The organism is Erwinia sp. HDF1-3R, from assembly GCF_039621855.1.
Lineage (GTDB): Bacteria > Pseudomonadota > Gammaproteobacteria > Enterobacterales > Enterobacteriaceae > Erwinia.
Map to the genome: position 1 here is coordinate 3,931,235 of NZ_CP155071.1, position 20,650 is coordinate 3,951,884.

Consider the following 20,650-nt stretch of genomic DNA (forward strand, 5'->3'; position numbering starts at 1 on the left):
CGCCAGACACCCTATTCCGTCAGGCGATCGACCAGCCCGCTGCGACGCTGCGTCTGCATGCGCACCGCGCTGTTGAGTACCCCACTGTCCGCATAAAGCGACAGCTTCTGCTTCGCCCGGGTGATGGCAGTGTAAATCAGTTCACGCGTCAGCACCGGCGTGAACTGGCTGGGGAGTATCAGCAGCGTATGATTGAATTCCGAGCCCTGTGACTTATGCACCGTCATGGCAAAAGCCGTCTCATGCGGGGGCAGACGGCTGGGCTGCACGGCTTTAATGCTGCCATCAGGTAGCGGGAAAAATACCTTAAGCGCACCCTCTTCGTCATTCATCGCAATGCCAATATCGCCGTTAAATAAGCCCAGGGCGCTATCATTGCGGGCAATCATGACCGGCCGCCCGACGTACCACTTACTGCCGCCAGGCGCGCGGCGGATCAGGCCCTTAAGCTGGAGAGAGGCTTCAATACGCTCATTCAGCCCCGTGACGCCAAATGGTCCCTCACGCAGCGCACAGAGCAGCTGAAAATGGCCAAACTCGTTAATCACATCCAGAGGACTGTGGCCCTGAGACAGACTTCGCAGGTAAGGTCGATAGCCCTCCACGCAGGCGCTGAGCAGATGCTGGTACTCCTCGCTGCTGCTCAGCGGGAAGCGTTCAATATCACTGTATCCAGCGGCAAAGACTTTTTCCATCCGACGGGTGTCACCGCCATTAACGGCCAGCGCCAGCTGCCCAATACCCGAAGAGGCATCAAAGCGGTAGCTTTTGCGCAGCAGGCAAATGCTGTCACGCACGGCAGGCGCATGTGGACTCTCCTCGCCCGCGAGGGTACAGCCCGTCAGCCGGGTAAGTTCCGCCGCGCGCTCACTGCTGTAGCCTGCTTCCGCGCAGCGACAGATATCCCCCAGCACCGCCCCCGCTTCTACCGAGGCCAGCTGATCGCGATCGCCCAGAAAAATCACTTTTGCCTGCTGCGGCAGCGCTGCAATCAGATTTGCCATCATTGGCAGATCGACCATTGACGCTTCATCCACCACCAGTAAATCCAGGTGCAGTGGGTTACCGGCATGATAGCGCATCCGCTGACTGCCCGGCACCGCGCCCAGCAGTCGGTGCAGGGTCGTCGCTTCAGTGGGGAACCGCTGCTTCTCCGCTTCATCAATATCCAGACCCTGTAGCGTCGCCCCGAGGGATGCGGTCAGCCGGGCCGCCGCCTTGCCGGTCGGCGCCGCCAGCCGGATGCGCAGCGAATCCGTTAGCGAGATAAGCGTGGCCAGTAATTTGGCGACGGTGGTGGTTTTACCGGTACCCGGGCCACCCGAAATAATCGAAATCTGACGGGTCAGCGCCACGGCGGCGGCAATTTTCTGCCAGTCATCGGCCTGCTGGCCGAAATGCCTGTCCAGCGCAGCGCGCAGCGCGCGTTCATCCAGTCGGTGAGCCGCAGCCTGACCGAGAATAAACCGGGCCACCTGCCCTTCAGAAAGCCACATCCGATGCAGGTAGAGACGCTGCTGATGAAGCACCAGCGGCGTGGCGGTTGAACCGTCGCCCACCGCCGCCTCGTCGGGCAGAAGAGTAAGCCAGTCCGGGTCACCCGCGGCCTGCCACATCAGGCGGGCCAGCTCCGGGTGCCGTCCGCCAAACAGCGACTGCTCGGTAAAAGTGGTAAGCGGCAGGCACACATGCCCCTCTCCTGCCTCTGCGCTTACCCAGGCTGCCGCCAGCATCAGCGCGGGTTGGGCCTCGCTGGCAATCATTCTGGCAAACTGCACGTCCAGCGCTCGCAGCAGTTTCTGCTGACTGGCAGCCAGCAGCAGTTCCGCTATTTTAGCCATGCGCCCTCCCGCTCTTTCCCTGCAAATAACGCGTCCAGCGCGTTAACAAATTCAGCCGATGGCCGCGTGCGATAAAGGCCATTGTCACTGGCCGTTCCGTCCACGCCCCGCAGGAACAGGTAAATAACGCCGCCAAAATGCTGTTCAAAATCATAGTCGGCCAGTCGGTGGCGCAGATAGCGGTGCAGCGCCAGCGTATAGAGCTGATACTGTAAATCGTAGCGGTGGGACTGCATCGCCAGCGCCATTGCCTGGGGCGTGTAGTCGTCGCCGGATGCCCCCAGCCAGTTAGATTTATAGTCCAGCAGGTAGTATTTGCCCTGCCAGATGAAGACCAGGTCGATAAAGCCCTTCAGCATGCCCTGCACCTGCTGGAAGTTAAGCGGCGGACACGCCGCTGAGAGCGGATCGTAGTGGCGAATAAGCCGGTCAAGACTCTCCGCGCTCATTAACCGCTGGATAGGCAGATAAAATTGCAGCTCTACCTGACGCTTGTCAGGGGCCAGCTGACTGAGCGTCACCCCGGTCTCGTTGAGCGGCGTTTGCAGAATACGCATCAGCCACTGCTGCACTACCGGCAGCCAGGCCGCGTCGTGCCCCTGCGAGGTGAGCTGTTCAGCCAGCCACGCCTCCTCAACCGGCTGGGTGAAATCAATATTTTCAAACAGGCCGTGAAGAAATGTCCCCGGTGCTGCGCCGCGCGGGAAGGTATGCGGCGTCAGCTGAACAGCCAGCTGCGGCTGTGCCTCGCCCGCGGCATCGACATCCAGCCTGGGCAGCAGGTCGAAGGTGACGGAGTGCCCATGCTGCTGCAAGCCTGAATAGCTGGTGATGCGCCACTCATCGCGAAGCTGGCGGGTAACAGACTGGCTGCTGAGCGCGTCCGGCACCGCCTGCTGTGGTCGCCAGGGCTCATCATCGGGATGACCGGGAATAACCAGCTCAACGGCTTCATTTTCCATTTCCAGTAAAGACTGACGCAGGCTGGCCGCATCTGCCGCCTCACCTTTTTGCAGCAGGTAACCTACCGCACTGAGATGCAGGTCGCTGTTCCCTTCCTTTTTCCGGTTACCCTTTACCAGCGGCGCAATGCCCACGCTACAGTGCCAGACTGAACGCGTCAGCGCGACGTAGAGCAGGCGGAGATCTTCGGCCAGCCGCTCCTGTTCGGCCAGCTCAATGCTTTCGACATCGTCACGCAGATCCAGCAGCGCCTGAAAGGTTTGCCGGTCATGATAAATTCCCTGTCCCGCTTCGCGGTAGTTAGCAACAAACGGCAGCCACACCAGCGGATACTGCAACCCTTTTGACTTATGGATAGTCACAATCTTCACCAAATGGCGATCGCTCTCCAGGCGTAGCTGCTGGCTGGCGGACTGACCATTAGGCTGGGCCACCTCCTGCGCCAGCCAGCGAACCAGCGCATGTTCGCTGTCCAGGCTCGCGGAGGCTTCCTGTAGCAGCTCGCCCAGATGCAGCAGGTCGGTCAGCCTGCGCTCTCCGCTTTCGGAGGCCAGCAAATTTTCAGCAATCTGGCGTTTAACCATCAGTTCACGCAGCATCGGCAGCACGCCGCGCTTCAGCCAGCGCTGACGATAGCCGTCAAATTCATCCACCAGCGCGTCCCAGGCGCGCTCATCCTTACTTAGCGCATCAAGCGTTAATGCATCCAGACCAAAAATGCTGGTGGCGAGGGCGCTGCGCAGCGTTCGCTCCTGTTCGGGAGCCAGCACCGCCTGCAGCAGCCAGATCATTTCACGCGCTTCCGGCGTGGTGAACACGCTGTCGCGATTGGAGAGATAAACCGAGGGAATATTCAGGCCATTCAGCGCTTCGCGCATGATGGACGCTTCACCGCGGCTGCGCACCAGAACGGTAATGTCCGATGCCGCCACCGGACGCCGATCGTCGTCTCTGCCGAGCAGCGCCGTTCCCTGCTGACCTGCCGTCAGCCAGCGGCGGATATCTGCCGCGCACTGCCGGGCCATAAACTGCTGGTAATCGCTTACGCCTGTTCCTTCGCCCGGCTGAAGCCAAAATCTCAGGGCGGGCTGGCGTTTACCCTCAACGCTAAACGCCAGTCCGGCATTAGGTCCGGCAGGAGTGACGTCCTTAAAGGGAATTTCATGGAACAAAAAAGGATTTTCCAGCCGGGAAAAGAGCTGGTTGACGCTGTTCACCATGTCCGGCGAGGAGCGCCAGTTGGTATCAAGCGTATAGTGGGCGCTAACTTCACTACGGGCTTTCATATAGGTGAAAATATCGGCTCCCCGAAAGGCGTAGATAGCCTGTTTGGGGTCGCCTATCAGCAGTAGCGCAGACTCGGGCTGATGCCGGTAAAGCGTGCGGAAGATGCGGTACTGCTGCGGGTCGGTATCCTGGAATTCATCAATCAGCGCGACCGGATACCGGCTGCGAACGGCCTGCGCCAGCGCCTCTCCGCCCGGCTGCTGAAGGGCGTCATCAAACCGTCCCAGCAGGTCGTCAAACCCCAGCAGGGCGTTAAGCCTTTTCTCTTTTTGCGTGGTGAAGCGGATCTCACTCAGCGCGCGGGCGATAACCAGGTCACGCAGCGATAGCGGTTCCGCGAGGAAGCGATCCACCTCGTCAAACAGCGGATGCTGTGGCGCTTCGCCTTTTTTGGTTTTTTCCAGCAGTACCCGCTGACCAAAGCGCGCCAGCTCCTTAGGAACCGCGTAATCCTCAGTGGCTTCTGCGGCCCACTGGGCCATTTTCTCCAGCCAGTTAGGTAAGTGCTTACTGCTGTAGCTTCGCTTGTCCACACCCGACTGGGCAATAACGTCGTGCAGATTTCCTGCCGCCAGCCACGCCGTTTTCAGAGCATCGATCCGCCCAATGATTTTTTCATGGCGTTCGGTGAACGACTCCTCTAAATCGGCGGGATATTTCAGCGCGGGGGCTTCACCATTCAGCCAGGGTGAGAGCGTGGCAAGGAGCTGCTCCGGCCCCTGCCACATCTGCGTCATTACCCTGGCCACCGGCAGCGAGAGCGGGTAGCAGTAGCGACGCCAGAAATCCGCCGCAGCCTGTCGGCGCAGCGGAAACTCATCCTCGATCAGCTGTTGCTCAAACAGCATGCCGGATTCAAACGCGTTCAGATTTAACATGCGCTGGCAGAAGCCGTGGATGGTAAATATCCCGGCGTCATCCATCTGCCGCTCGGCCGCCAGCAGCCGCAAAGCCGCCTGATTGCGATCCTCAATCTGCGCTAACAGCGCCGCCAGCATTGTGTCAGCGGCGTAGCCGCGCACGCAGGCAATGCGTAGCTGGTGGATATTGGCCCGAATACGGCCACGCAGCTCGGCCGTTGCCGCCTCGGTGAAGGTCACCACCAGGATCTCTTCGACCGACAGCGGCCTGCTGGCGGCGGCTTCCCCCCCCAGCCCCAACAGCAGACGAAGGTAAAGCAGCCCGATGGTAAAGGTTTTGCCGGTTCCCGCCGAGGCTTCAATCAGCCTTTCCCCTTTAAGCGGGAGCTTGAGGGGATCAAGACTCAGGGCTTCTGACTTCATATCTTAACTTTTCACCGGAAACGACTGCTGTAGCTTCGACACTTCCTGCCAGGTGGTAAAACCTTCAGGTTTAGCGTAGTCCGCTTGCTTATGCTGGCTACCTGAAATCTGTGACAGCAGCGTCAGCCCCTGTGGTTCAATCACCGCCTTATGGAAAAAGTCTGCCAGACCTTGCGGCGTCAGCGCCTGAATACGGGCAATCACTTTTTCTCGGGTATCGAAACGGGTGTTTTCGCGATCGAAATCTTTGCTAAAGCGTCCTGCTTCTTCATCCAGCGTTTGCGGACGCTGTTTAAGTTCGTTAATCATGGCCTGCTGATACTGACTGAAATCCTCGTGGCTCATCTCACGCAGCCTCTTTTCCGCCACCGGATAGAACGCACGGAAGCGCGTTAACAGCCAGGCGGGCTGTTTAACGTTACTTTGCAACAGGAAGCCAATGCCCCACTGGCGTCCTACCGGCATCTGGAAGGTAAATACCGCATAGCCCAGCTGCTCCTCGGTACGCAGCTGATTATAAAACCACGGCTGAACGATCTGGCTGAGCATGGCACTGCTGGCGATACTTTCATACTCTTCATAGCCCAGCGGAACATACAGGGCGGCCAGCGCCGAATCGGTACTGCTCCCCTGCTGCTGGAGATTGGCCGAGGTCTTTTTATCAATGGCGATATACTGACTGTGCCACCAGCTGTCGCCTTCGCAGTCCAGATGGGTTTTGAGATCCTGGCCCAGCGCCGTCGCCTCTGCCGCCGTCATGTTGCCCACCACCATCAGTTCCGGGGTGGACTGCTGTAGCAGCATTTTTCGGTAGGCCTGGAGATCCTCAAGCGTGATACCGGCTACCAGGCTGCGGCGTTCACTCCGCTGGGTATAAGGCAGCTGTGACAGCATCTGCGCAGGCTGAATAGCCAGCTCGAACGCCTTACCTTTTTCAGCGGAGGAGAGACGCTCCAGATACCAGGATTTAGCCTGCTCCAGCTGCTGCCGATCGGGCTGATAGCTGGCATACCCTTTAAGTAGCGCCTTCATCAGCTCGGGAAGATGCTGGGTGAAGCCGCTGGCGTTAAAGGTGACGCCATCATTTTCACTGGTAGAAAAACTGATGCCGGCCACTGAGGCCTGTGAATTTAGCTCATCGAGCGCCAGACCCGCCAGGTAGTCGTTGATAGCGAACAGCACCTGATTTTTCGCCGTGCTCATGGCCGCTTTATTCCGCAGCGCCAGCGTGATGTTGGCTTTAGGATCGTCGGCGTAAAACTGCGACGGCATATAGAATATCCGCAGGCCGGGCTGATTAACCAGCTCTTCCGGGTGAGCCTGTTTTTTCCCGGGCTTTATCAGGCTGAAGTCGTCCGGAATGTAGGGGTTAAGCACCGGCAGGGAAAGATCGATTTTATCGCTGGCGGCCTGCCACGCGGCAAATCGCTGCGGTGTAATCGTATCCACCTGATAGGGCGCATCGACAAAGTAGGCCAGTTTGTTATGCGGCTCATCGGGACTGATAAACCAGATGCGGGCATTCTGAGGCGTCATGCCGTCCAGCCGCGCCTTAATCGCCGCAGGATCGTAGCGATCGGCAATATAAGAGGCATCAAGCGTGTCTTCAATGGGTACGCGCAGCATGGTATCGACCAGCCATTGGATGTAATCCATATCGCGGGTAATTGAGGGGTAGCGGAAGTCCAGATTCAGAACGTGGGCGACCTCATCAAAATAGCGCTTATCAATGCCGTCGGCGCGCAGTTTATTCAGGTAGCTGAATACGGCAGCAATCACCCGGTCACGGTTAGCCAGGCCGGTATCCGTTAGCGATACGGAGATAGAGAAAACGCCGCCATTCCGATCAATAACCGGATCCGCTCCCGCATCAATTGAATCGGCAAGGCCGTGATTTTGTAGCCAGTCAGAGAGCGTATTTTTACTGCGATTACCAATAAGATAGGCAATCAGCGTATCGGTTTTGCTGCGGAATTTATCGCTATTATTGTCGATACGAAATTCAATTTTCAGCAGCTTACGCGGCTGGGCCGGAACGTAGTGAATAATGATGCCCTTTTGCTTATCGGTCACCACCGGCACGGTGATATCCGGCACCGTCGCATTTCGGTTTTCTACGCGTCCAAAGGTACTGACGGCTATTTTTTGCAGCTCATCCATAGGCTTATTGCTGTAAATGACCGCTTTCATCAGATTCGCCGAGTAATAGCGCTGATAAAACGCTTTCAGCGCATCATGCAGTTTACTGCCCGGTTTATCCTTCAGGGTTTCCAGATTACCGCCGGAGAATAGCGACCCGGGATGCGCAGGATTAAGCGTCTCCGCACCAACCTGGGCCATCCGCAGACCGTCGCGTGAGCGGGCCATCGTCAGTTCAGCATTAACCGCATGGCGTTCACGATCGGCATTAACCGGATCCAGCAGCGGTTCAGCAATGGCATCAGCAAGACGATCGACGGCAGGCTGCAGCGCGTCGTTTTCGACTTCCAGATAGTAGGCCGTGCGGTAAGAAGCGGTACTGGCATTGTGACTGCCGCCGTGCCTCTTTAAAAACTCAGCCAGGTTATCAGGCTGTGGATAACGCTTCGACCCCATCAGCAGCATATGCTCAAGGTAATGCGCCAGTCCCTGTTGATTACGCGGATTCTCCAGCGATCCTACCGGCAATGTCAGCGCGGCGAGGGATTTCGTCGCCTGAGGATCGGAGACCAGCAGCACCGTCATGCCGTTATCAAGCCTGACCGCCTGATACTGTCGCGGGTCTTTTTCACTTTTGCGGATGGTTTCCGGGATAGGTTGCCATCCCGACTGTGCCTGGCTTAGCGGGCTCCACAAATTAACCAGCACAACCAGCGTGCCGATCCAGACTGCATAACGACCCATTCAAACTCCTTGACGATCTCATTTTCTGCTGACAGGAAAAACCGTTCAGCAGATCCTTCCCCTGAGTATTTCGCCTTCATCCCCGGTGGTGAAGACGAGTAAAAAAACGGTTCAATGGTTATAAAATAACACTACAGGATGTCCTGCACTCTGTCCTTAAACTTCCGAACCCACTGCCAGGTCGCGCCGTATTTCAGACCTCCCCGGCGTTAACATTCATCTGCAACAGCGGCAGCAGCCACGCCTCAGCGTTACGCGTAATCTCCTGCAGGGTCTCTTCATCCAGGGTTCGGAATAAACGTGCCAGATAGGGATCGCTGCTCTCACCCTCAATCTGATAGTTCCCCTGCCATGCCTGAAGCAGTTTGACTCTGGCCTTCGCCTGGCTGGCTTCATCATGGAGCACCGCTGAGGCTTTTTCATCATAGCTCGCCTCAAGCCAGGCGCCGCCCGTTTTAGGCAGCAGCAGCAGGGGCGCACTCATCCCCTGCTGATAACCGATAATATAGCGTTCAAGCCAGCGAGTCGCTGTGGTGACCTCCAGCGGCGGGAAGCACCACTGGCTCTCCTTGCGGCCATACATGCGGCTGCTTCCTTTGCCGCCCAGCACGGTGTAGATAAGATGCTCCAGCCACAGCGCCAGACCATCGGTAAAATTGAGGTGGCCGGGACGCCAGCGCAGCAGTCCATCCTCCTGCACCTGCGGTAACCAGCCGTTCAGCTGAATGCCGCCCACGGTCAGGTTTATTTCCCAGCTCACGGCATCCCTGCGCTGTTCACGCACCCGGTTCGCCAGCTCGGTCATATCTGCCAGCTGATCCTGCCAGAACAGTTCACCATAGGCACCATAGGGCAGATGCCCGGCCGCGCGTTGCCTGGCATAGAGAGGCTCATCTGAGCGATCCTCAATCAGGGTATTTAGCAGCAGCGCATTTACCTGATAGCGGCTGAGATTATCCAGGGTAAAAGGTTCGGTATCGGGCAGTTCGGTTTCCTCCAGCTGGAAGCTGACGCCCAGGCGCTGGCTGAAGAAAGCGCGTACCGGATGTCGCCAAAACCTTACCAGCTGTTCGACATTCAGCTCCGTCAATTCCAGTCCTGACAGGGGCTGCATAAAGGGTGGATGGGCGACACCGCTGGCATTTGCGGCCGGAAGCCACTCTGATGCATAGCTGCGAAACTCCGCCCGGGGCGAGAAGTTTTCGGCGGCGAACGGCATCCGGCTGTGCAAATGTTGCAGATGGGCCTCAACCGCCTTTGCACTGGTGTCCACATCGCTGTCCTGGTGCTCTGGTAGACAGAAGCTCTGGCTGATGTACTCCACCAGCTCGCTCACCAACACCGAGGGGAAACGCTCCGAGTTATCCTGGATTGTCCGTCCGATATAGCTGATATAGAGCTGCTGCTGGGCAGAGCTCAGCGCTTCCAGGAACAGGTAGCGATCGTCGTCACGACGGCTGCGATCGCCCTTTTTCGGCTGCTGACTCATCAGGTCAAAACCGAGCGGCGGCAGCGTACGGGGATAAACGCCGTCGTTCATCCCCAGCAGGCAGACCACCTTAAAGGGGATGGATCGCATCGGCATCAGGGTGCAGAAGTTCACCGGCCCGGCAAGAAAGCGCTGGCTGATGCGCTCCTGATCCAGTCGGGATGCCAGCTCGTCTCGCAGCAGCGAGAGCGGGATCGCCTGCTGATAAGCCGACTGTATACCGTAACCGATCGCCTGCTGCCACTGCTCCTCAATCAGCGCCAGCGCCGCTTCGGTATCTGCATCGCCAGCGAAGAAATCGTTCAGTAGCGCGCGACACAGCGGCAGCCAGCTCTCGAGCGCGCGCGGTGCCGTTAGCAGATCGCGCCAGTCGCGCAGCCGCATTAACAGCTCAGCCAGATTACCCGCCAGCTCCGCAATCAGGCCACTGGACTCGTCATAGGGCAGGATCCCCTGCCAGTCCCCGGCCTCGCTGTGCATCGCGTAGCCGAGCAGCATGCGCGTCAGGCCGAACTGCCAGGTATGCTGCCCACCGGCAGGAAGGTCCAGCTCACGGATCGTTTCGTCGTCCAGCCCCCAGCGAATGCCCGACTCTGCGACCCAGTGGCGCAGCCGCTTCAGCCCTTCTTCATCAATGGAAAAGCGGCTGGCAACCGCCGGCACTTCAAGCAGTGCCAGCACCTCCTCCGAGGCGAAGCGGCTGTCCGGCAGGCTTAGCAGTGAAATAAATGCCTGTAACGCCGGATGCGCCTGGCTGGCCCGGCGGTCAGAAATGGCAAAGGGAAGGTAGCGATCGCCGGGCGCATTGCCAAATACCGCCTGAATAAAGGGCGTATAAGCATCAATGTCGGCGACCATCACAATAATATCGCGCGGGGAGAGGGTAGGATCGCTGGCCATGATTTCTAATAAGCGATCCTGGAGCACTTCTACCTCACGCTGTGGACTGTGACACAGGTGCAGGCTGACAGAGCGATCGGCGGGATCCAGCACGCGTTTGCGCTGACTGGTTTGCCACTCCTGCTGATTCAGACCCATCACTGCGTTATCTTCCAGCTCCAGCAGATCGCGCTGAAGGCTTTGCAACAGTGTGGCGGGTTCTATATCGACAAAGGCGTCAATTTCCTGGCACTCCATCTGCGCCAGTAAATAGAGGTTATCCCGCCCCAGTTTGCCCCAGGAGGCCAGCAGCGGGTTGCTGAGCTGCTGCTCCCCCTGCTCGTTAAACAGGCCGGAGGCATCCTCGTCGCGAAACAGGGCGCTTTCACGCTGCTGCCCGAAGTGCTGTCGCCGTCGGTTTTGCAGCTTTGCCAGAAATGCGTAGTCCTGAATATCGCCCCAGTAGTGCCGACAGGGATTAGTGAACAGCAGATGGATATCAATATGCCTGCCCAGCGCCTGGAGCGCCTGCAAATAGATCGGCGGGAGCGCAGAGATGCCGCAGATAAAAACGCGATCGGGGAGATTTGCCGGGCGCTCACGGCTATTTTCCAGAGCCGAAATAAAGCGCGTATAAAGATTTGCCCGGTGCCATTCGGGCTGTCCAAGCTCGCGGGTGTACTGCACCAGAGCGGTCCAGAGCGGCGCCTGCCACTGCTGCGCATCGTCCAGCCCCTCAATCAGCTGGCCTTTCTCCCAGCTGTTAAGCCACTCGGCCCGATAAACCAGATACTGGTCAAAGAGGTCAGCCACGCGGGAGGCCAGTTGAAAAAGCTTACGCTTGTTTTCATCGTCGGTCAGATAGTGCCTTAACATCGCGAATTCCGGGCGCGTCAGCATCTCTGGAAGGATAGCCATCAGCTTCCAGCTCATACTGGATTTGTTAAAGGCGCTCTCTTTTGGGATCCCCGGCAGGACGCGCACAAACATATCCCAGATAAAGGTGGCGGGCAGAGGAAAGGCGATATTAGCGGCAATGCCGAACTGCGCAGCCAGCGACATTTGCAGCCACTGCGCCATGCCGGGACTTTGTACCAGGATCACTTCAGACTGGAAGGGATCGCGCAGCGGCTGATTTTCAATTTGCCATGCCGCCAGCGTTTTCAGCAAATCCAGCTGATTTGAGTGGTAGACCGTAAACATCTCTGCTCCTTAAGCATAATTTTGCTCTGCGCGGACACTGTAACCCTTCCTGCATCCGTTGCAAATGCACGGGAAACGAATGAATTGCCGTTTGGGAGCATTGCAAAAGCATTAGCTGCGCTCGTCGGCCGGTTGGGCCAGTCGCCGTTGAAACCCTAACCCGACAGCCACCGGGACCCGCCTGCTCTGTCAGCTCGGTTTGCCAGCCGGGTGCCTGATAGCCTTCAAACCCTGACGCAGCCTGCCGCCAGGCTTCCCGCTGCTCGGTCTGGCGCACAAATCCCTGCGCCAGCACCAGCTGATAGCGCATTAACGTGCTGATGCTCAGGGTAAGCAGCAGCAAAGCGACCAGGGTTTCAGGGAGGCTAAACCCAAGCTGGCGACTCATTCTGGCTGGCACGCTGCGGGTAAAGCCAACGGGCAGTAGTCGATCCAGCCGTGCGGCACCGATCTAATCCTTCCCGCACTGCCCGTCGGGGCAACCCAGCGGTAGTGCGCAAGGGTTCCGCTGCCCGCATCTCCGCGCAGGAGCAGGCTATTTTCGCCCTGCATACTCAGGCAGGCGCGGCCATAAACGGGATCGGCTTTGCAGACCCATCCCGCGGCGTTGATTGTCCAGTTCTGCTCGCCTCCCCAGACCAGCGCAGAAGCCGCGCGGCTGTACTGGAGATAAAACTGGCGCTCATCTGCCAGCAGGCCGAGTGCGTCATCAAGCTGTATGCGGGTAGCATGCAGCAGGGTAGCCGACATCATAAGCAGAATAATGACCGCTAACAGCGAACCGCTTCCTCGCTGTGCGTTCACAGGTTGACCGCCGTAACCCAGCGCTCGATCGTCAGCGGATGCTGCGGCCAGATAAGTGCATAGCCCGCCAGCAGCAGCCTTACCTGCCCCGCCCGCTGAGTCACCTGAAACCTATCAATCGCTATTACCGCCGGATCGTTAAGCTTCTCCCAGCCACCGCCCTCGCAGTCGGTTACCCCGCGCTGCATTTCGAGATTGCCGCTGCGCAGGCGATAGCCGTGATAATCGCTGTCATCCCGTCCTGCCGCCTCCCATCGACCATTACTGTTTTCGTCCCAGCGAATGAGCAGGCAGCTCCCCGATGCTCCGTGGATACTCAACCCTTCCCCCTCGCACTGGCCCGGGCAATAGCCCGCGCGGCGCACCGTTTTTTCCAGCGAGGCCATCATCTGCTGCAGCTCTTCCTGTAGCTGAAAGGCCATCAGGCTGCGCAGATTATTCATTTGCAGCACAGGCAGCAAACGGGCGGCCCCCAGCATCAATATGCTGCTGATGGCCAGCGCGATCAGCATTTCAGGCAGGCTGAAGCCCGCACTTCTCATCCACATAGTCCCTCCGCTGGCTGACAAATCCTGATGCGGCCCCGGGAGGAGACAATAATGTGCCGCTCCCCTGCGTCGCAGGAAATCACAATCCGCCCGGGTTTAGCCATGCTGCGACGACCATAGAAACCCACGCCCTCAGTAAGCGACAGCAGCCTGACCTCCTGCCAGGGCGCAAGCAGCGTATGGCGGCTTCTACCGGTACAGCGCAGCTGAACGGCCCCGCTCCCCAGGCACCATTTCTGACCGGGCAGATGCCACAGCAGGCGGGTATCGTTGTGCCAGTTCGCCTCGCTGAGCAGACGCAGCAGAAAATGCTGGATCTGCGCTGCCGTGTCATTCAGATGCCGCTGCTGCTGCCAGCGATGCCAGCCGCTGACGGCGCCAAAGCCAAGCACGCTGGCGATAACCATCACCACCAGCAGTTCCAGCAGGGTAAAACCGGATGCGTTTTTCATTCCTGCAGAATGGCGCGATGAACGGGCATTAACCAGCATCAATCCTGACTGTTGCGAGGCGCATTCCGGGAAATATCCCCTCAGCGGGTGCAGATACCGGTGTTCTGCGCGCCGGGTTTGAGTTTAATAATCAGCTGCACGTTGGGTTCATCCCCTACCGTACGGGATATGTGGCCCACCCGGTTATCGCCAGGCCGCGGATGTGAACTGCTGTCCGCATTGAACTGGACCTCGCCCGGCCCCTGGACCAGCGTGGTGCCGTCCGTGGTTTCAACGGACCATTTCCCGGAAAGGGTGATCACCCACTGTGGACCCGGAGCATGATGCCAGCTGCCGACGTACCCGGGGGGCAGAACGGCATAAGCAATACTTTCCACCTCGTCGGGTGACACGCCAATCCACTGTGGCGCAGAAGGGGGCGCATAGCTTTTGTATTCTAACCCTTCAAAGCGGCAGTGACCGATATGGGTCGCGCCCTCGCTATCGGCCCATACGCTGGCGAATTTCACCGGAGGCTGCGTTTTTCCATTGCTGATGGTCTGCTCAGGCGCATCTGCGCGTACGGGGTGAACGCCGGGCCCGGCACTGGCACTGGCACTGGCACTGGCACTGGCACTGGCACTGGCACTGGCACTGGCACTGGCACTGGCAGAGGAGAGAGCGGAAAATCCGCATAATATCGCAAGCGTGAGGAGTGAGCTGTTTTTCATCGGTATTCCCTGTGGTTTAGTCCCGGCTATAAGCGTAGCGCTGAACTGACCTGGGTGCTCAGAGAAGAGAGAAAGGGCTGAATCGGAGGGGGATTTTCAGAACATTGAGGATCCGGCACGTACCAGACTCAAGGTGTTTCTGGTACAGGATGTCGGAGGTAAAATCAGGAGCGGAAAGCTTCCGCTCCTGGCAGGGGTCAGATAGCGACAGGCGCCTTGATGCCCGGATGAGGGTCGTAGCCTTCAATCTCAAAATCTTCAAAGCGATAGTCGAACAGCGAAGCGGGTTTACGCCTGATGCTCAGCTTCGGCAGCGAGCGTGGCTCGCGGGTAAGCTGCAGGCGGGTCTGTTCCAGATGGTTGCTGTACAGATGCGTATCGCCGCCGGTCCAGACAAAGTCGCCCACCTCAAGGTCGCACTGCTGCGCCATCATATGCACCAGCAGCGCATAGCTGGCGATATTAAACGGCAGGCCGAGGAAGATATCGCAGGAGCGCTGATAAAGCTGGCAGGAGAGTTTGCCGTCAGCCACGTAGAACTGGAAAAAGGCGTGGCAGGGAGCCAGCGCCATCTCGTCAAGCTCACCCACGTTCCAGGCAGACACAATAATACGACGCGAATCCGGATCGGTTTTCAGCTGTTGCAGCACCTTTTCGAGCTGATCGATCTGGCGGCCATCTGCCGCCCCCCAGCTGCGCCACTGCTTACCGTAAACCGGGCCGAGATCGCCGTTTTCATCTGCCCACTCATCCCAGATGGTGACCTTATTTTCCCGCAGATAGGCGGTATTGGTGTCGCCGTTAAGGAACCACAGTAGCTCATGAACAATTGAGCGCAGGTGACACTTCTTGGTGGTCACCAGTGGAAAGCCTTCCTGTAGATTGAAACGCATCTGATGACCAAATATCGACAGCGTACCAGTACCGGTGCGATCGTTTTTCGGCGTGCCCTCATCGAGCACTTTTTGCATTAACGCCAGATACTGTTTCATTTTCCCTCACTCACATGCTGCTGTGTACGGCGACGGTAAGCCCATACCATCATAATCACACCCGCCAGAATCATCGGCAGAGAGAGTATCTGGCCCATGCTGATGGCGTTATCAAACAGGCCGAGCTGCGCATCCGGCTGACGGAAGAACTCGACGATAATCCGGAACGCGCCATAGCCAATCAGGAAAAGCCCGGACACGGCTCCCATCGGGCGGCTTTTACGGATAAACAGGTTGAGAATAATGAACAGGACCACGCCTTCCAGCGCCAGCTCATAAAGCTGCGAAGGGTGACGCGGCAGCACGCCGTAGGTGGCCAGCAGTGGCTGCCATTCGGGGTGAGTCGCGGCCAGCGCCACGTCTTCACTTCTTGAACCCGGGAAGAGCATCGCCCAGGAGAGATCCGGTGCCACCCGTCCCCACAGTTCGCCGTTGATAAAATTACCCAGGCGACCGGCCCCCAGGCCGAAGGGGATCAGCGGAGCAATAAAGTCAGATACCTGAAAGAAGTTACGTTTGGTGCGATGGGCAAACCACAGCATCACGCAGATAACCCCAATCAGGCCACCGTGGAACGACATGCCGCCGTCCCAGACTTTGAACAGATAGAGCGGATTATCAAGGAACAGCGGCAGGTTGTAGAACAGAACGTAGCCGATGCGACCGCCGAGGAATACGCCGAGAAAACCCGCATAGAGCAGGTTTTCAACTTCCTCTTTTTTCCAGCCGCTGCCGGGCTTGTTCGCGCGGCGAACCGCCAGCCACATCGCAAAAATAAAGCCCACCAGGTACATCAAACCATACCAGTGCAGCGAAATCGGGCCGATAGAGAAAATTACCGGATCAAATTGAGGGAAAGCCAGATAGCCGTTAGTCATCTTTCACCATTGTTAATGTCTGTCCTGACCAGCAGGCGACGGAATTAATCAACCAGTGCGCGCAGCGCTTTAAGGCGCGCATCATAGCACAGCCGTGATTATTGCGGTTTGTGGGAACTGTAAACTTTGTAAGCCGCTGGCCTCAAAGCACGTCGCCGGGACTTTTAGGCAGACTTCTGCGAGCCAGCTCGTACCCGCCTTACCACAACGGGTTTACGCTGCTTTACTGCTGCCGGTGGACAGCGCCCTAACGACCGCCACGGATCAGGCCGCCAAGGCCGCCTCGCTCCATAAAAGCGGAGACAAGGTGACGGACATCAGCCGTCGTCGTGGCCTTCAGGCTTTGCCCGGCCAGCCTGCGGGCCTGCTCCAGGTCGATATGATTCAGCAGATATTTCACCCGCGCCACGTTGCGGCCGTTCATGCTGAGGTGATGATAGCCCAGCCCCACCAGCAGCGTGACGCTCATCGGGTCGCCCGCCATTTCACCACACAGGCAGAGCTCGAGCCCCGCCCGTTCGCACTCCGTCGCGATAGTCTGTAAGGCCCGTAAAACCGCTGGGTGCAGGCTGTCATACAGGCTGGCTACCCGCGTGTTGTTACGATCGACCGCCAGCAGATACTGCGTGAGATCGTTGGTCCCCACCGAGACAAAATCAACGCGCTGCGCCAGATGCCCGATCATAAAGATCATTGAGGGAACCTCAATCATCACGCCAATACGCGGCACCGGGATAGCGTATCCCAGCATCTCTTCCACCTCACGCGCGGCGCGGTCGATCAGTCGCCTGGCCTCGTCGATTTCATCAATGCTGGTGATCATCGGCAGCAGAATACTGAGGTTATCGCTGGCGACGTTGGCCCGCAGCATTGCCCGGACCTGCACGAGGAAAATTTCCGGCTGATCCAGCGTCAGGCGGATCCCCCGCCAGCCCAGGCAGGGGTTCTCTTCGCTGATCGGCATATAAGGGAGCTGCTTATCGGCTCCGATATCCAGGGTGCGCAGCGTTACCGGCTTACTCAGAAACAGCTGTAGCATGCCCTGGTACTGTGCCACCTGCTCCTCTTCCGAGGGGAAGCCGTTTTGCAGCATAAAGGGAATTTCAGTGCGGTACAGCCCGACGCCATCCACCCAGCTGCCAAGCGACTTTTCATGCTCGGCACTCAGGCCCGCATTAAGCATCACCTTCACCCGTTCGCCACTTTTTAGCAGGGCCGGCCGCTCAACCACGTCTTCCGCCAGCTTGCTCAGCTCGTTCTCTTCACTGATAAGCCGCTGGTATTCCTGCACCAGTACCGGTTCCGGATCCACCAGCAGCTCGCCGCGATAGCCATCGACGATCAGCAGCCTGCCATTCAGCAGTTCAGGCTGGATATCAGCGCCCATCACCGTTGGGATGCCCATGGCGCGGACCATAATGGCCGCGTGGGAATTGGATGCGCCATCCCTGACCACTACGCCAGACAGCCTGTCGTGCGGCAGCTCGGCCAGCGTGGTCGCGGTCAGCTCATCAGCCACCAGCACAAAGCGCTCAGGCCAGGTATTGGTGCCCTGAATGGTATCATCAAGGTGAAAGACCAGCCGCTGCCCCAGCACGCGCAGATCGCCCGCGCGTTCGCGCAGATAGCTATCCTGCAGGCTGGCAAACTGGGCAGCGAATTTTTCGATGACCTTTTTGACCGCCCATTCAGCCACCGATCCAGCGTCGATCTCAGCAAAGAGATCCTTTTTCAGGCGGGCATCGCTCAGCAGGTGTGAGTAAAGATCAAAGATCGCCGCGCTCTCTTTGTGCACCCCCGCCGTGAAGCGTTTACTGTAGCGACGGAATTCAGCTGAAGCCTCATCCATCGCCAGCGACAGCCGCTCACGTTCGCGTTGCGCATCCAGCGTAGAGGCGGCAAAGATGTTATCCAGCGAGGGCTGCGTACTGTCCACCCACCCTTCGGCCACGGCGACGCCGGGTGATGCGGCCAGCGCTTTTATGCGGGTTTGTCGGTATTGCCCAAACAGCGCGTTAAGCTGCGACTGCGAAAGAATCGCCGCCATCTGCGTGGCGAGCGTGACCAGAAACGACTCTTCGCTCTCGTCAAACTGTCGGTGCTCACGCTGCTGGACCACCAGCACGCCGAGCAGCTGGCGACGGCTGATGATGGGGACGCCAAGAAACGAGCGAAAGCGCTCTTCTTTTACGGAAGGAACATATTTAAAGCTGGGGTGGCTCTGCGCATCTGCCAGGTTAATCGGCTCGGCCAGCCGTCCTACCAGCCCGACGATCCCTTCGTCAAAGGCCAGCGCAACCGTACGACCACGCGGTTTTTTCAGCCCGCGGGTAGCCATCAGGTAATAGCAGCGGCGGTCATGATCGGCAAGATAAACCGAACAGACCTCGATATCCATCGCCAGAGAGATTTCGTTGACCAGAATATCGAGCGCCTCGGTAAGCCGTGGGGCGCCCGCAACTTTTTCAACTATTTCGCGTAGCTGTGTGAGCATAATCCGGGTGGCCTAACCTCTCTTCCGTCGATAGAGCGCATTTCGCTGTACGGGGATCTCCTGTAACGGCATGACCACGCCGGAAAACTCCTTCATCACCCGGCGGTAGACGTCGCGTTTAAAAGAGACAACCTGGCGAACCGGATACCAGAAGCTGACCCACCGCCAGCCGTCGAACTCCGGCGTGCTGCTGGTCTGCATGTTGATGTCCGCGTCATTGCACATAAGCTGCAGTAGAAACCATTTCTGTTTCTGGCCGATACACACCGGCTTTGTGTCCCAACGCACCAAACGTTTTGGCAATTTGTATCGTAACCAGTTTCGGGTTGAGGCAAGAATACGAACATCCTTACGATGAAGGCCAACTTCCTCGAAGAGTTCGCGGTACATGGCCTGTTCCGCCGTCTCGCCAGGGTTGATCCCCCCCTGCGGGAACTGCCAGGAGTGCTGACCATAACGCCTGGCCCACAGCACCTGTCCCTGTCTGTTACAAATTACGATACCAACATTCGGGCGGTAGCCATCATCATCGATCACTGGACTACCTCAAACTAAAACTCGGATGTTCTGATTGTTTCATACTCCTTACAGGCGGTAAACCACTGCTTTACACCCTGAATAGCGGCCTGATAAGGGATAACTCAGACCGCTCAACAAAGTTATAAACAGAAATCGTCAATTTTGACCGATCTTATTCACCTTTTCTGTGGATATCTTTGTGCAGAACTCATTTACCGTTTGGGGAAAACTTTCTGAAGCCCTTTACAGTCGTCTCGCTGAAATGACATTAACCCCTTATCGTGCATAGGATTTATCTGCATGTCACGGTGATTTCGGGGAGGATCAAACTGCGCACAGCTTAGAAAGATCCTTAGCTGGTGAAAGATCGAGCACTGGAGTTTTTATCCACAGGTTATGCTGGTATCCCAGGCATAAATTGACTGAAATATGGCAAAAGTGCCGCCGTCAAGGCTGTAAATCGAAACAGTGTTAAGGTAAATCATGAGTTATCCCATTTTTCTGTGGATAACAGGGGGTGAGATCCTGTTCATTGTGGCCGACAACCGGGGCATAAGATCCTGCCGTGCTGAGGTTCCCCCCTTTTGCAAAGATAAAAAAGCATGGTTTATCATGCTATTATTATTGTTTTCCGCAGCCCGGGAACAAACTTTTACTGCGGCAGAAAAGAGTGCTGTTTTTTTGAACAATAACCGGGAGTTATTCATGTCCCCTGATTTCATCCCCCTGCCCCCGCCGGAAAATGAAGACCTGCTCCTCGAGCGCGCCAGCAGTCTGGCGGGCTATACGCTGGGTGAACTGGCGCAAAGGGCCGGCCTTCCCATACCGCAGAATTTGAAAAAAGATAAGGGCTGGGTGGGGATGCTGCTGGAAATCTATCTGGGCGCCAGCGCGGGCAGTAAACCCCAGCAGGATTTTCCGGAGATTGGCGTAGAGCTAAAAACGATCCCCATTGATGCGCGGGGCCGTCCGCTGGAGACCACGTTTGTTTGTGTCGCTCCCCTTACCGGCAATAGCGGCGTGGTGTGGCAAACCAGCCATGTGCGTCATAAGCTGGCGAGAGTGCTGTGGGTGCCGGTCGAAGGCGAGCGCGCCATACCGCTGGCGCAGCGCCGGGTTGGTGCACCGCTGCTGTGGAGCCCGGACCGGGAAGAAGAAGCTCAGCTCCGGCGAGACTGGGAAGAGCTGATGGATATGATTGTACTGGGTCAGGTTGAACGGATTACCGCCCGGCACGGCGAGGTATTGCAGATCCGCCCTAAGGCCGCCAACAGTAAGGCGCTTACCGAAGGCATTGGTGAAAACGGTCAACCGATTGCGACTCTGCCTCGTGGTTTTTATCTGAAGAAAAACTTCACGGCTTCTCTGCTGGCCCGCCATTTTTTGCTTTAGCTTAGCGTACTGATGCGTATACTCCTCGTTTAA

At 57.7% G+C, this 20,650-nt stretch carries 14 protein-coding genes; 1 reads left to right on the forward strand and 13 read right to left on the reverse strand.

What is annotated here, in order from left to right; all coding sequences use genetic code 11:
• Window positions 1–11 precede the first annotated feature (11 nt).
• The 13 genes from recD to rppH form a co-directional block, all read right to left on the reverse strand.
• The gene (gene recD / locus AAGR22_RS17870) at window positions 12–1,841 is read right to left on the reverse strand and encodes an exodeoxyribonuclease V subunit alpha (protein WP_345828802.1); all 1,830 of its coding nucleotides are present in this window, start codon (window positions 1,839–1,841) and stop codon (window positions 12–14) included.
• A complete protein-coding gene (gene recB / locus AAGR22_RS17875; RefSeq protein ID WP_345828803.1) occupies window positions 1,829–5,374 on the reverse strand; it encodes an exodeoxyribonuclease V subunit beta in 3,546 nt (1,181 codons plus the stop codon). The genes recD and recB overlap by 13 nt, the downstream gene beginning before the upstream one ends.
• Window positions 5,375–5,377: 3 nt before the next feature.
• Complete coding sequence (gene ptrA / locus AAGR22_RS17880) at window positions 5,378–8,257, reverse strand: pitrilysin (RefSeq protein ID WP_345828804.1); 2,880 nt, start codon at window positions 8,255–8,257, stop codon at window positions 5,378–5,380.
• A gap of 193 nt (window positions 8,258–8,450) precedes the next feature.
• On the reverse strand, window positions 8,451–11,828 hold the full coding sequence (recC, locus tag AAGR22_RS17885) for an exodeoxyribonuclease V subunit gamma (RefSeq protein ID WP_345828805.1): 3,378 nt from the start codon (window positions 11,826–11,828) through the stop codon (window positions 8,451–8,453).
• Window positions 11,764–12,216 carry a prepilin-type N-terminal cleavage/methylation domain-containing protein gene (locus tag AAGR22_RS17890; protein ID WP_345828806.1) on the reverse strand — a complete coding sequence of 151 codons (453 nt, stop codon included), beginning with the start codon at window positions 12,214–12,216 and terminating at the stop codon, window positions 11,764–11,766. Before AAGR22_RS17890 ends, recC begins: the two co-directional genes overlap by 65 nt.
• A complete protein-coding gene (locus AAGR22_RS17895; RefSeq protein ID WP_345828807.1) occupies window positions 12,213–12,632 on the reverse strand; it encodes a DUF2509 family protein in 420 nt (139 codons plus the stop codon). Before AAGR22_RS17895 ends, AAGR22_RS17890 begins: the two co-directional genes overlap by 4 nt.
• Window positions 12,629–13,180 carry a prepilin peptidase-dependent protein gene (locus tag AAGR22_RS17900; protein WP_345828808.1) on the reverse strand — a complete coding sequence of 184 codons (552 nt, stop codon included), beginning with the start codon at window positions 13,178–13,180 and terminating at the stop codon, window positions 12,629–12,631. The genes AAGR22_RS17895 and AAGR22_RS17900 overlap by 4 nt, the downstream gene beginning before the upstream one ends.
• Window positions 13,171–13,632, reverse strand: a complete 462-nt coding sequence (locus AAGR22_RS17905) for a prepilin peptidase-dependent protein (protein ID WP_345828809.1) — start codon at window positions 13,630–13,632, stop codon at window positions 13,171–13,173. The genes AAGR22_RS17900 and AAGR22_RS17905 overlap by 10 nt, the downstream gene beginning before the upstream one ends.
• An 80-nt stretch (window positions 13,633–13,712) precedes the next feature.
• Window positions 13,713–14,342, reverse strand: a complete 630-nt coding sequence (locus AAGR22_RS17910) for a hypothetical protein (protein WP_345828810.1) — start codon at window positions 14,340–14,342, stop codon at window positions 13,713–13,715.
• A 197-nt stretch (window positions 14,343–14,539) separates the two neighbouring features.
• Window positions 14,540–15,334 carry a thymidylate synthase gene (gene thyA / locus AAGR22_RS17915; RefSeq protein WP_345828811.1) on the reverse strand — a complete coding sequence of 265 codons (795 nt, stop codon included), beginning with the start codon at window positions 15,332–15,334 and terminating at the stop codon, window positions 14,540–14,542.
• On the reverse strand, window positions 15,331–16,212 hold the full coding sequence (lgt, locus tag AAGR22_RS17920) for a prolipoprotein diacylglyceryl transferase (RefSeq protein ID WP_067709004.1): 882 nt from the start codon (window positions 16,210–16,212) through the stop codon (window positions 15,331–15,333). The genes thyA and lgt overlap by 4 nt, the downstream gene beginning before the upstream one ends.
• Window positions 16,213–16,459: 247 nt before the next feature.
• The gene (gene ptsP / locus AAGR22_RS17925; RefSeq protein WP_345828812.1) at window positions 16,460–18,706 is read right to left on the reverse strand and encodes a phosphoenolpyruvate--protein phosphotransferase; all 2,247 of its coding nucleotides are present in this window, start codon (window positions 18,704–18,706) and stop codon (window positions 16,460–16,462) included.
• 12 nt (window positions 18,707–18,718) lie between these two features.
• On the reverse strand, window positions 18,719–19,243 hold the full coding sequence (gene rppH / locus AAGR22_RS17930; protein ID WP_067709000.1) for an RNA pyrophosphohydrolase: 525 nt from the start codon (window positions 19,241–19,243) through the stop codon (window positions 18,719–18,721).
• A 687-nt stretch (window positions 19,244–19,930) separates the two neighbouring features.
• Between rppH and mutH the strand changes: the two genes are divergently transcribed.
• Window positions 19,931–20,617, forward strand: coding sequence for a DNA mismatch repair endonuclease MutH (gene mutH / locus AAGR22_RS17935; RefSeq protein ID WP_067708998.1), 687 nt, complete (start codon window positions 19,931–19,933; stop codon window positions 20,615–20,617).
• The last annotated feature ends 33 nt before the right edge of the window (window positions 20,618–20,650 follow it).

Bases quoted from the DNA above. Each gene is read 5' to 3' on its own strand.
- recD (WP_345828802.1), bottom strand. From the start codon at position 1,841: ATGGCTAAAATAGCGGAACTGCTGCTGGCTGCCAGTCAGCAGAAACTG.
- recB (WP_345828803.1), bottom strand. From the start codon at position 5,374: ATGAAGTCAGAAGCCCTGAGTCTTGATCCCCTCAAGCTCCCGCTTAAA.
- ptrA (WP_345828804.1), bottom strand. From the start codon at position 8,257: ATGGGTCGTTATGCAGTCTGGATCGGCACGCTGGTTGTGCTGGTTAAT.
- recC (WP_345828805.1), bottom strand. From the start codon at position 11,828: ATGTTTACGGTCTACCACTCAAATCAGCTGGATTTGCTGAAAACGCTG.
- AAGR22_RS17890 (WP_345828806.1), bottom strand. From the start codon at position 12,216: ATGAGTCGCCAGCTTGGGTTTAGCCTCCCTGAAACCCTGGTCGCTTTG.
- AAGR22_RS17900 (WP_345828808.1), bottom strand. From the start codon at position 13,180: ATGTGGATGAGAAGTGCGGGCTTCAGCCTGCCTGAAATGCTGATCGCG.
- AAGR22_RS17905 (WP_345828809.1), bottom strand. From the start codon at position 13,632: ATGAAAAACGCATCCGGTTTTACCCTGCTGGAACTGCTGGTGGTGATG.
- AAGR22_RS17910 (WP_345828810.1), bottom strand. From the start codon at position 14,342: ATGAAAAACAGCTCACTCCTCACGCTTGCGATATTATGCGGATTTTCC.
- thyA (WP_345828811.1), bottom strand. From the start codon at position 15,334: ATGAAACAGTATCTGGCGTTAATGCAAAAAGTGCTCGATGAGGGCACG.
- lgt (WP_067709004.1), bottom strand. From the start codon at position 16,212: ATGACTAACGGCTATCTGGCTTTCCCTCAATTTGATCCGGTAATTTTC.
- ptsP (WP_345828812.1), bottom strand. From the start codon at position 18,706: ATGCTCACACAGCTACGCGAAATAGTTGAAAAAGTTGCGGGCGCCCCA.
- mutH (WP_067708998.1), top strand. From the start codon at position 19,931: ATGTCCCCTGATTTCATCCCCCTGCCCCCGCCGGAAAATGAAGACCTG.